The 11,018-nt window shown below is 27.8% G+C and carries 14 protein-coding genes; all 14 read left to right on the forward strand.

Features of this window, described 5'->3' with window-relative positions; genetic code table 11:
* Positions 1 to 455 precede the first annotated feature (455 nt).
* Positions 456 to 1,049, forward strand: coding sequence for a DedA family protein (locus PHZ07_05225; protein MDD3284967.1), 594 nt, complete (start codon positions 456 to 458; stop codon positions 1,047 to 1,049).
* 123 nt (positions 1,050 to 1,172) lie between these two features.
* Positions 1,173 to 1,430, forward strand: a complete 258-nt coding sequence (locus PHZ07_05230; GenBank protein MDD3284968.1) for a hypothetical protein — start codon at positions 1,173 to 1,175, stop codon at positions 1,428 to 1,430.
* A gap of 110 nt (positions 1,431 to 1,540) precedes the next feature.
* A complete protein-coding gene (locus PHZ07_05235) occupies positions 1,541 to 1,843 on the forward strand; it encodes a hypothetical protein (protein MDD3284969.1) in 303 nt (100 codons plus the stop codon).
* The gene (locus tag PHZ07_05240) at positions 1,813 to 2,178 is read left to right on the forward strand and encodes an 8-oxo-dGTP diphosphatase (protein ID MDD3284970.1); all 366 of its coding nucleotides are present in this window, start codon (positions 1,813 to 1,815) and stop codon (positions 2,176 to 2,178) included. The genes PHZ07_05235 and PHZ07_05240 overlap by 31 nt, the downstream gene beginning before the upstream one ends.
* Before the next feature lie 180 nt (positions 2,179 to 2,358).
* Positions 2,359 to 2,673: a hypothetical protein gene (locus PHZ07_05245; protein ID MDD3284971.1), complete on the forward strand. Its 315-nt coding sequence runs from the start codon at positions 2,359 to 2,361 to the stop codon at positions 2,671 to 2,673.
* Between the two features lie 101 nt (positions 2,674 to 2,774).
* Entirely contained in the window at positions 2,775 to 3,560 is a 786-nt protein-coding gene (locus PHZ07_05250) for an SIMPL domain-containing protein (protein MDD3284972.1), read from the forward strand.
* Between the two features lie 64 nt (positions 3,561 to 3,624).
* A complete protein-coding gene (locus PHZ07_05255; GenBank protein MDD3284973.1) occupies positions 3,625 to 3,798 on the forward strand; it encodes a hypothetical protein in 174 nt (57 codons plus the stop codon).
* Positions 3,799 to 3,910: 112 nt separating this feature from the next.
* On the forward strand, positions 3,911 to 4,369 hold the full coding sequence (locus PHZ07_05260) for a 23S rRNA (pseudouridine(1915)-N(3))-methyltransferase RlmH (protein MDD3284974.1): 459 nt from the start codon (positions 3,911 to 3,913) through the stop codon (positions 4,367 to 4,369).
* A 16-nt stretch (positions 4,370 to 4,385) separates the two neighbouring features.
* Complete coding sequence (locus PHZ07_05265) at positions 4,386 to 5,159, forward strand: inositol monophosphatase family protein (protein MDD3284975.1); 774 nt, start codon at positions 4,386 to 4,388, stop codon at positions 5,157 to 5,159.
* Between the two features lies 1 nt (position 5,160).
* Positions 5,161 to 5,940 (forward strand): RNA methyltransferase, encoded by a 780-nt coding sequence (locus PHZ07_05270; GenBank protein MDD3284976.1) that lies wholly within the window; start codon positions 5,161 to 5,163, stop codon positions 5,938 to 5,940.
* A gap of 60 nt (positions 5,941 to 6,000) precedes the next feature.
* Positions 6,001 to 6,948: a T9SS type A sorting domain-containing protein gene (locus PHZ07_05275; GenBank protein ID MDD3284977.1), complete on the forward strand. Its 948-nt coding sequence runs from the start codon at positions 6,001 to 6,003 to the stop codon at positions 6,946 to 6,948.
* 340 nt (positions 6,949 to 7,288) lie between these two features.
* The gene (locus PHZ07_05280) at positions 7,289 to 9,085 is read left to right on the forward strand and encodes a DUF4430 domain-containing protein (protein ID MDD3284978.1); all 1,797 of its coding nucleotides are present in this window, start codon (positions 7,289 to 7,291) and stop codon (positions 9,083 to 9,085) included.
* A gap of 1 nt (position 9,086) precedes the next feature.
* Positions 9,087 to 9,656 (forward strand): hypothetical protein, encoded by a 570-nt coding sequence (locus tag PHZ07_05285; GenBank protein ID MDD3284979.1) that lies wholly within the window; start codon positions 9,087 to 9,089, stop codon positions 9,654 to 9,656.
* Between the two features lie 295 nt (positions 9,657 to 9,951).
* A partial coding sequence (locus tag PHZ07_05290) for a hypothetical protein (protein ID MDD3284980.1) occupies positions 9,952 to 11,018 on the forward strand: 1,067 nt, incomplete at its 3' end.

An 11,018-nucleotide genomic window follows, 5' to 3' on the forward strand; every position in this document is an offset into this window, starting at 1 on the left:
TTGGAACACTCCTTATGAATGGCTAAATTATTACAATTTTAAAAGAATACATTTAACCCTTAACGGACTTACTCCTCATGAAAAGTATTTAGAAAGTGTAACCCTTGACTGTTAACTGTACATACAAATATTGACCAAATTTAATTTATCATGTAAAATATTAATCAATAAAATTATATGGAGGAACACAATGTCAACAGAAAAAAAATGGAATCACTTGTGGGATAAACTAATTGAACATGTCATTCAGGCAGTAAAAAAATATCAAAGGAATGACATGGGATATATTCAACACACTTCCCATATACCCATGATCGTTGAAGAAATCAAGGATATGAAAATATCCTGTTGATTTTTTATAAAAAACCATAATCTTAGCAGGGGTTGACACTCCTGCTTTTATTTTATTTAATAATTTAAAAAGGATGCTTAATATTCTATGATATAATTATATTATGTTAAATCAAATTTTGTCATTTATATTTTTATATAAATATTTTGCGTTATTTCTAATAACTTTTTTTGCTTCTCTTACAAATCTTACACCAGCAAGTCCATCTCTTATTGCTTCTGGTTCTCTTATTGCACAAGAGTATTTAAATTATTATTATGTATTTTTGTTTGGATTTTTAGGAAGTGTACTAGGAGATATTACAGCTTATTTCCTTTCATATTATTACAGTACAGAAGTTTTAAAAAAAATTGGATTTAAAAAATTGTTAAATTCAAAAAGTTTTTCAAAAGCAGAGATATATTTTATAAAGAATTCTGGAAAAACAATATTTTTAAGTAGGTTTTTTCTTACTAGTTTTGGTCCTGTTGTAAATTTAATAGCAGGACTATCAAAAATAAGTTTCAAAAAATTTATAATTTATGATTTACCAGGAGAAGCAATATATGTATTTTTGTTTACAGGAATTGGATATCTATTCGCAAACAATTGGGAATATATATCAAGTCTGTTTTCTTATGCTAGTAATATTTTGATAGTTATAATAATAATTATTGTTTTATATTTTTATAGAAACAAAATCTTTTCACATAAATAATACTTTTCTAAATTATATTTTTCCTGACTTTCTAATGTATTAACTCACTAGCTGTTATATTATTGCAAAAAAATGTATTTATGCTAATTTATATACAAATAAAATTAAAAGCATGGGGGATAAATGAAAACGCTAAAAGACTGGACTGAGCTATGTGAGACAGTAAATTTCTTGTTGGACAATGTAGCTGTACCAATACAGAACAACTTCAAAATTATTGTAAGTGGATTTACAAAAGCCTTACTTCAAAGGTTTGGTACAAAATTACTAAAACCAGAAACTGTGCTAAGTGAAGAAATGGAACACTATTACAATGAACTAGAAAGATTTCTAAATTTAGATGAAGAGGGTCAACGACATTACATGCCAAAAATACTATAATTCTTGCTAATTATTTTTTAATAGGGCCTACGGGCTCTTTTTTTATTGAATATAAATTTAAAATTCAAAATGTGTTATAATGATTGTATATAATATTAAAATAAATAAATATGATTATTGCAAAAGAAGAAGCAAAAAATATTGGTGAACAACTTGATATTGATTGGTCTAAATTTGATGTAGAACAATTCTTAATTGGTATGAATGTAGAATTAGAACATGGAACTCGAGATATGCACACAAATGTGATGGATGATAATTTTTTTACAACTGGAAAAATTGCACTTGCTCATCTAAATGAATTTTCTGATTATTACACTGGACTTGAAAAAATGGAGGAAGAGGCAGAGGAGCATTGGGGTAAATATAAAATATTTAATTTATGCAACAAGCAACACTCTGTTTATTATTAAAAGGAAATCAAATACTCCTCGCAATGAAAAAAAGAAGTTTTGGTGTTGGAAAATGGAATGGCGTTGGTGGAAAACCTGAAGGCAATGAAACAATTACAAGTACTGCTATTAGAGAAGCAAAAGAAGAAATCGGGGTAAATATAAAAGAATCTGACTTAGAAAAGGTTTGTGAATTTAAATTTTTTTTTAAAGATGGAAAAAATAATCAAGAAGTTAGTGTGTTTTTATGTAAATCATGGGAAGGTGATATAATAGAAACAGAAGAAATGATGCCACAATGGTTTCATATAGATAAAATTCCATATGATAATATGTGGTCAGATGATAAATATTGACTCCCAAGAATTTTAAATGGTGAAAAATTAAAGGGAGAATTTTATTTCAATGATGCCGCCGATGGATTTGATAAAATTAATATAAGTCCAACTAAATTTAATTAATAGTTAAAAGTCACAAGTTATAAAGTTTTAAAAATCTTTGTAACTTAGTACTTTGTAACTTTATAACTAAAATATATGAAAATAAAAAAAATAAAACCCTCTATTATAGGGCTAATACAAACATTAGGAGTATTTATGTATTGTTTTTTGATAAGTTTATTCTTTTCACAAATGAAAAATTTTCATATGGATGAAGGTCAAATTTGGCCAAGTTTATTGATGTTATTTTTACTTGTAATATCAGTTGCTATTGTTGGAACTTTAATGTTTGGCTATCCTGCGTATCTTATTATAAACAAAGAAATAAAAAAATCTCTCACAATACTTGGATATACATTCTTGTATTCTATTATAATATTTTGTACTTTTTTAATAATAATTATTAAATAAAATAATAAAAAGATAATATTATTGTTACAGATTAAGATATCACTCGTATCTAATTAATAAGTTAATTATTAAATAATTCCGCAAAGCGGGACAAAAAAATTATGGAAGAAGAAACAAAAAAATGCTATTTTATAGATTACCCAAAGCATATTATAGCTATAATCTTAATTTTGGGTATGATTGCTCTTGGAATTTTATCAATTTTGCGAGATAGAATAGTAAATGTAGAAAGAAATCAATTAACAGTATCTGCAGAAGGTAAAATATTTGCAAAGCCAGATATAGCTCAAATTGGTTTTGGTGTAAAAACTGATACAAAAAAAGAAGTGGCTCAAGTTGTTGAAGATGGAACTGTCAAAATGAACGCTGTTATAGAAAAAATGAAAGCTCTTGGAATAGAAGAAAAAGATATAAAAACAACTCAATATAATTTGAGTCCAATATATAGCTATCCTCAAAATACAGGTGCAAGAGTTTTGTCAGGATATGAATTATATCAAGAAGTTACTGTAAAAATTAGAAATCTAGACACAATTGGTAATGTAATAAAAGAATCTGCAAATCTTGGTGCAAATCAAATCGGAAATGTAAATTTTACAATAGATGATACTGATGCACTAAAAGCAGAAGCAAGAAAGCAAGCTATAGAAAAGGCAAAAGCAAAAGCAAAAGAATTATCAAAACAAACAGGTATAAAACTTGGAAAAATTATAAATGTATATGAGGACAATTATTATGAGCCAATGTACAGAAATGATTTTGCATATTCATCAAAAGAAGCTCTTGGAATGGGTGGAGATGCAATGATGACACCTGCAATTCCAGACATACAAAGTGGCAATATGGAAGTAAGGCTCAATGTAACTTTAATGTATAAAGTAAAATAGACTTGTAATATTTTTTGAAAGTTTTACAATAACCTTTGAATATTGAAAAAACTAGGAGGTTATTGTGCATGTTAATTATGAAAACGAATATTGGGAAGTCCTCAATCCACCTGCCAGAGTTACTGTAATGATAGAGCTGAGAGAATCACGTCCTAATAAAAAAATAGACATCAGAAATTGCTCAACTGATGAAGTGAAAACAGTAAGCTTGGGAGATGTAAAATTTGATGGTGAATAACATCAAAAAAATATAAAGGGGAAACTTTCGGGTTTCCCTTTTTGCTTAAAAGATAATATACTTATATATATTATTAAATAATTCAATTATAAAAATTGGACAAGCAAAAAATATGTTAAATCTAAAAATTATAACAATAGGTAGCGTAAAAGAAAATTATTTTAATGATGCAATACTAGAATATGTAAAAAGATTAAAACCTTATGCAAAAATAAATTTTGTAGAATTGAAAGCAGAAGCATTCAATGATTCAAACAAAGAGCAGGTTAAAAAAATAGAATCAGAAAAAATAGAAAATGCGCTCAAAAAATGTGACAAAAAATCAGTATTTCTTCTTGATGAAAGAGGATCGCTCTTTGATTCAAAGGAATTTGCAAAATTCATAGACAAAAATCAATGTCTTATATTTGTAATAGGTGGATCGCTTGGATTTAGTGAGGAATTACTAAAAAAATACAAAAAAGTATCTTTATCAAATCTCACTTTTTTACATGAAATGGTAAGAGTAATACTATTAGAGCAAATTTATAGATCTATTACGATAATTCACAAAAAAAATTATCACCATTAATAAAATCATAAATAATATGAATAATTTCAAACAAACTGCTATTGCGGCTGCACAAAAATCTGGAAAAATATTAATAGAAAAATACAAAAAATTTGAAAGAGCTGATATAAAAATGAAATCAGCTCACGAGATAGTAACTGCAAATGATATTTTGTCAGAAAAAATAATTATTTCTGAAATAAAAAAGAATTTCAAAGATCATGCAATATTTTCAGAAGAAGCTGGAAAAAATAATTTCAAATCAGACTATTTATGGATTATAGATCCAATTGATGGAACTACAAACTTTTCTATGCATAATCCACTTTGGTCAATATCAATAGCTCTTGCATATAAAGAAGAAGTAATATTGGGTATTGTATATGCACCAATACTGGGTGATTTGTTTTATGCTGAAAAAGGAAAGGGAGCTTATTTAAACAACAAAAAAATAAAGGTTTCAAATATAAATTCAGGTAAAGTTATTAATACATTCTGTCACGGAAACAAAGAAAATGATATAAAAAGAGCAATAAAGTATTTTACAAGACAAAAACTTGCAAATTTTGATTGTCGTCAACTCGGAAGTGCTGCAATAGAAACTTCTTATGTGGCCTGTGGAAGAATAGAATCCATTGTAATTCCTGGTGTAAATGCATATGATGTTGCTAGTGGTGTCATTATAGTAAGAGAGGCTGGAGGATGTGTCACAGATTTCAAAGCTAAAGAATGGAATTTAAAAAGTCGGGATATAATAGCTAGTAATGGAAAAGTGCATAATGATATATTAAAAAAAGTAAAAAACTTATAATATGCAAAAAATTGAAAGTTTAGAAAATAGTAAAATAAAATTTTTAAAAAAATTAAATCAAAAAAAATATAGAGAACAATTTTCTAAATTTTCTGTTGAAAATTTTATTATTATAATAGATGCACAAAAATCTGGATTTGATTTTGAAGAATTATTTGTAACAGAAAGTTTTATCAAAAAAAATAAGCTAAAATTTGATTTATTAATAAATAATTCAAAAAATAATTATGAAATATTTATAATAGATGAAAAAATAAATAAGTCTTTTTCAAATCTAGAAACTCCATCTGGAATAACTGCTATTTACAAAAGAATTGAATCAAAAATTGATTTTAGTAAAAAAATAGTTTATCTAAATAATATTAGTAACCCTGGAAATATGGGTACAATACTTCGTTCAGCACTTGCATTTGGTATAAAAAATATAATATTAGATGAAAACTGTGTAGATTTATATAATTTTAAAACAATAAATTCTGCAAAAGATTCTATTTTTAAATTAAATATAGAATTTGATGAAAACCTAAAATTACTCAAAAAAATAAAAAAACAAATGAAAATATTTTCTACGAGATTAGAAAAATCAAGTGATTTGAAAATTTTAAAAAAAGAAAGTATATTTTGTATAGTATTTGGTAATGAATCAAATGGTATAAGTGAGAAAATTATAAATTTATCAGATGATTTTATAAAAATAAATATGACTAATAACATTGAATCATTAAATGTAGCAAGCTCATGTGCTATAATATTTCATTATATTTATAATAATAGTCTTTGACTTTTCTTATAAAAGATATAATATAAATCAAAATAAAAATAAAATCCATGGAGGATTGTAATGAAAACACTTTTTTGTTGTTTATTGGCCTTGTTTACTGTATTCGCATTTTGTACTGATTTGCGGATAGAAGTGCAAGGGGATAGTACAATGCATTATCAATATCAAATTGATAATGTAAATACAATTTTTGATTTGATTGATTCTTGTAATATTCCATATTCACTGGAATACTATCAGGAATTTCAAACCGACTATTTGAGAAGTTTTGCAGGTAATACTGCTTCAGGACTCAATGGATGGCAATATTTCAAAAACTGGAGCATCGGAACAACTAGTATTTTAGAAACAGCCGTTTCCGATAATGATAATGTGTTGATTGTATACGGAACAGATTTCAATCACTTACAGGGTATAAGGCCAGTCAGGATTTCAACTAACGTAACTTGCATTAATCAAGGCGAAAATTTTTTGATATATGCATCATATATTAGTCCTACGGGGGAATTGCTTTTGTCTGAAACAGTAACTATTCGTTTATTGATGTATGGAGATCAGTACGAATATTTCAATGTCCAATCACAAAATGGACAAATATCTTTTCAGATTAACAGCTCTGGTATATATGAATTATTTATTGACCACATACTTGGAAATAATCAATACATCAGAAGTAATACCTTATTTGTAGTTGTACAAGAATCTTCTGATATTGAAGATAATGTACAAATTCCTGTTTTGCAAGTCCAAAATTATCCTAATCCGTTTAATGAATCAACCACAATTCGCTATTCCTTGAAGTCTGACGAAATTGTTCATATCGGTATATACAATATAAAAGGACAACTCGTTAGAACACTTGTTGACACTTCTCAAAAATCTGGGGAATACAAAATCTCCTGGAATAGTAAAAACAACAATGATGAGGATGTTACTGCTGGAATTTATTTTTATAAAATATCTTGCGGTAAATATTCCTCTACTAAAAAAATGATTTTGATGAAATAACCCAACTCACTCCTCAGCTACAGGGCCCGTTTTTAATAGGGCTCTGTTTTTTTTATTTAGACCACCCCGGGGGTGTTTTTATTTTGACAATTATTTTGTAAATGATAAAATAGAATTACTTTGAAAACGTAGTCAGTGAAGAGAGGTGCAAGTCCTCCGCAGTCCTAGCTACTGTAATGTCTATTTGATTTCAAATAGAATAAGCCAGACCCTGAAAAATAAATATCTTTTCCTAAGGAGAAAAAGTTAATTTTTATTTATATTAAGAATTTACTCTCCATTTGGGAGAGTTTTTTTGATTATAAACTAATTCATCCCACTAAGCGGGATAAAAAAATAAATGAATAAAATAAGCATTAAAAAAAATTTACTATCAGTTCTTATAATTTTTATGCTTGTGTTTTCTAATTATAGCTTTGCAGATAATTCAAATACTATTACATTTTTACAAAATCAAACACAAAATACATGGATAACTCAGGCACTTGTTTCTGCAAACGCAGGTAATATTAATATAAGTTACATAGACTTATCAGATACAAGTTTACTCGGATCTTCAAAAAATTTACTCGCACTTTCATCTGTAGAAAGTACTGACAATAATACTCTAAATACACTTGCAAACAATATTCTCTCTACTATGAACAATGGACAATTGGGTGAAAGTTCATGGCTCAATGACGATTTTTGGGGAGTACTTGCACTATCATCTGTAAGTAAAATAGAAAATGGGGATTTAATAAAAAGCTTTATATTAAATAATCAAAATGATGATGGTGGTTGGTCATGGGCTGTTTCTGGATATTCTGATACAAATGACACTGCTGCTGCAATTATGGCACTTTTAGAGCTTGGTGTTTCAAATAATAATTCTGTTATAACAAATGCATTAAATTATTTAGAAAATGCTCAAAATGATGATGGAGGATTTGGTTATGATACAAATAGTAACTCAGATAGCAATTCTACTTCTTGGGTTATTTCAACCCTTAATAAATTAAATATAGACTCAAATACTTGGAATAAAGATAATAACACTCCACTTACATTTTTGGAATCTTTGAGACAAAATGATGGATCTTATTTATGGGCAAGTGGAAGTACAAGTGGAATAAATCTTTCAACAGCATACGCACTTATTGCAATTTCTGGTGCATCTTATCCTGTAAAACGTATAAATATAGATGATAATGGTGGGACAAATCAAAAACTTGTGAATTTAAGAATAGAATCACCAGATAATACAATATGCCTTGCAAAAAATATTCAAGCAAATAATGTTTTAGAGTTACTGCAAATTGCTTCAAATATATGCGACTACGATTTTATTATCGAAGATACTGCTTATGGATCATATGTATCAAGTATTGATAATTTAGATGCCTCTGGTATGAATGGTTGGCAATATTTTGTAAATTGGGCTCCTGCAATGGTATCTGCCCAAGATTATATTTTAAATGATGGAGATGAAGTTTTGTGGGCATATGGATCAGCTCTTGGAATAAAGCCAACCCAAATAGAAGTAAATTCCACAGATCTAAATATTGGAGATAATTTAAAAATAATAGCAAGTTATTTTGAAGATGGCACAAGACAAAACCTACCATGGCAAGATGTGTATGTAGGAGATACTTTGCATCAGACAAATCAAGATGGAGAAATAAATATAAACATACTAGATAACAGCCCATTAACTGTATATGTAAAATATACAGACACATATATCAGAAGCAATAAGTTATATATAAATTCTTCTGGTGCAGACAGTGTAAGTCACTCCGTAAATTTAAGTGCAAATGTATTAGGTAATGGTGGCGGTAGTGAATACAATGATGAGATAGCATTCTCTATAGATAAATCAAATATAGATTTTGAAAATTTAGCCCCAAACCAATCAAAAGAAGAAACTCTCACAATTACAAATATAGGGAATGTAGGAATACATGTGGAATCAAATATACTAGGAGATGATTTATTTAACAATACCAGAATTAATAACACACTATGGGAAGATTTTAATATTAATTTAGATAGAAGTAGAGCAAATGAATTAAATATAAGACTTACAGTTCCTGGAAATTATGAAGGTACTGGCACAAAAAATGCAGAATTAATATTTTGGGCAGTAGCAAAATAATATGAAAACTTCAAAATGTATATTTTTAATCTTAATATTTTTGATTCCTTTTTCTGTAAAAGGAATTGGTATTTCTGTTTCTCCTACAAAATTAGATATAAAATATTCAAAAGATACAAAAAATTATTTAAAAATAAAAAATATATCAAAAGAAGTAGTTCAAATATCAATTTATTCAGATGAATTTCAAAATAATATAAAAATTTATCCAGAAGAAGTACAACTATTGCCAGAACAAATTACAAGAATAGAAATAAACACAAATTTTGACAAAGAAAAAAACAATCAAATATTAAAAACAAATATTTCAGTTGTCACAAAAGCATTAGATAAAAAAAATTTTAATGCATCTTCAGGGATAAAAATACCAATAAGTATAATCCTTAAAAAACAAAATATTTATTCAACGTTATTTTTGTTTTCTATATTTGTAATTTTTATTATTGCTGTAATATTTTTATTTATTTCTAAATATATAAGCAGAAAAGATACATTTTTTCATAAATTCAAAAAATTTTTTAAAAGAAAAAGTAAAAAACAAAAAATAAACTTTTTTAATCTTCTAAAATAAAATCAAATCTATTTCTTCCCCCCCCTCATATTTTATGATATAATAATATTATGAAAATTAACTTAAATATCTTTATGAAAAAACTAAACAAATATTTAATATTATCATTTTTTGTATCCTTGTTATTATAGGGGGAACAAAAACATCTTTTGCAACAGAACCATCTTGGCAATATCTGGGTCATCCTGCATTTTCAGCAGGACAAACAAATTATACTTCTCTTGTATTTCCAAGTGCTAGCACAACCCCATATGTTGCATATAGAGATGGTGGAAATAGTGATAAAGCAACTGTAATGAAATATAATGGATCAGAATGGGAAAATGTTGGTAGTGCTGGTTTCTCTGCAGGAACAGTAATTACTCCTACTCTTGCCATTGATTCATCAGGAACACCATATGTTGCATATAGAGATGTTGAAAATAGTAGTAAAGCAACTGTAATGAAATACAATGGTTCTTCTTGGGAAAATGTTGGTAGTGCTGGTTTCTCTGCAGGAACAGTAATAGATACTTCTCTTGCCATTGATTCATCAGGAACACCATATGTTGCATATGGAGATGGTGGAAATAGTGATAAAGCAACTGTAATGAAATATAATGGATCAGAATGGGAAAATGTTGGAAGCGCTGGTTTCTCTGCAGGAACAGCAAATTATACTTCTCTTGTATTTCCAAGTGCTAGCACAACCCCATATGTTGCATATAGCGATGGTGGAAATAGTAATAAAGCAACTGTAATGAAATACAATGGTTCTTCTTGGGAAAATGTTGGAAGCGCTGGTTTCTCTGCAGGAACAGCAAATTATACTTCTCTTGCCATTGATTCATCAGGAACACCATATGTTGCATATGGAGATGGTGGAAATAGTGATAAAGCAACTGTAATGAAATACACATCGGAAACACTATGGGAACCCACTTCTTACGAAGTAGACAGTATTCAAGATTTATATAACATAAAAAATGATTCATTTGGGATCTACTCCCTAACAAAAGATTTAGATTTTAATGATATAGATAATTATGATCAAAGCGTACCAGATGGATATTCATCGGTTGATGAATTTAAAACAGCAATGACAACAGGAACTGGTTGGATTCCAATATGTGAAACAGGTGACCATTGTTCTGTACAATTAAATGGTAATTTACATAAAATTTTAAATCTTTACATTAATACCGGTGAATCTTATAGTCTTGGTTTATTTGGTAGAAGTAACGGAAGATCAAATTTTACAAATATTGGCTTAGAAAATATCAACATAACATCAACTTACGATGATTATGCTTGGGGTATTGGTGGATTAGCAGGGGCAAATTATCTTGGTACTATTACAAATTCATATACAACGGGAGTAAT

It is taken from the genome of Patescibacteria group bacterium, assembly GCA_028692545.1.
GTDB lineage: Bacteria > Patescibacteriota > Patescibacteriia > UBA1558 > S5-K13 > STD2-204.

What these genes read in the sequence shown, in the direction of transcription:
- PHZ07_05225 (MDD3284967.1), top strand. Translation starts at nt 456, where the DNA reads ATGTTAAATCAAATTTTGTCATTTATATTTTTATATAAATATTTTGCG.
- PHZ07_05230 (MDD3284968.1), top strand. Translation starts at nt 1,173, where the DNA reads ATGAAAACGCTAAAAGACTGGACTGAGCTATGTGAGACAGTAAATTTC.
- PHZ07_05235 (MDD3284969.1), top strand. Translation starts at nt 1,541, where the DNA reads ATGATTATTGCAAAAGAAGAAGCAAAAAATATTGGTGAACAACTTGAT.
- PHZ07_05240 (MDD3284970.1), top strand. Translation starts at nt 1,813, where the DNA reads ATGCAACAAGCAACACTCTGTTTATTATTAAAAGGAAATCAAATACTC.
- PHZ07_05245 (MDD3284971.1), top strand. Translation starts at nt 2,359, where the DNA reads ATGAAAATAAAAAAAATAAAACCCTCTATTATAGGGCTAATACAAACA.
- PHZ07_05250 (MDD3284972.1), top strand. Translation starts at nt 2,775, where the DNA reads ATGGAAGAAGAAACAAAAAAATGCTATTTTATAGATTACCCAAAGCAT.
- PHZ07_05260 (MDD3284974.1), top strand. Translation starts at nt 3,911, where the DNA reads ATGTTAAATCTAAAAATTATAACAATAGGTAGCGTAAAAGAAAATTAT.
- PHZ07_05265 (MDD3284975.1), top strand. Translation starts at nt 4,386, where the DNA reads ATGAATAATTTCAAACAAACTGCTATTGCGGCTGCACAAAAATCTGGA.
- PHZ07_05270 (MDD3284976.1), top strand. Translation starts at nt 5,161, where the DNA reads ATGCAAAAAATTGAAAGTTTAGAAAATAGTAAAATAAAATTTTTAAAA.
- PHZ07_05275 (MDD3284977.1), top strand. Translation starts at nt 6,001, where the DNA reads ATGAAAACACTTTTTTGTTGTTTATTGGCCTTGTTTACTGTATTCGCA.
- PHZ07_05280 (MDD3284978.1), top strand. Translation starts at nt 7,289, where the DNA reads ATGAATAAAATAAGCATTAAAAAAAATTTACTATCAGTTCTTATAATT.
- PHZ07_05285 (MDD3284979.1), top strand. Translation starts at nt 9,087, where the DNA reads ATGAAAACTTCAAAATGTATATTTTTAATCTTAATATTTTTGATTCCT.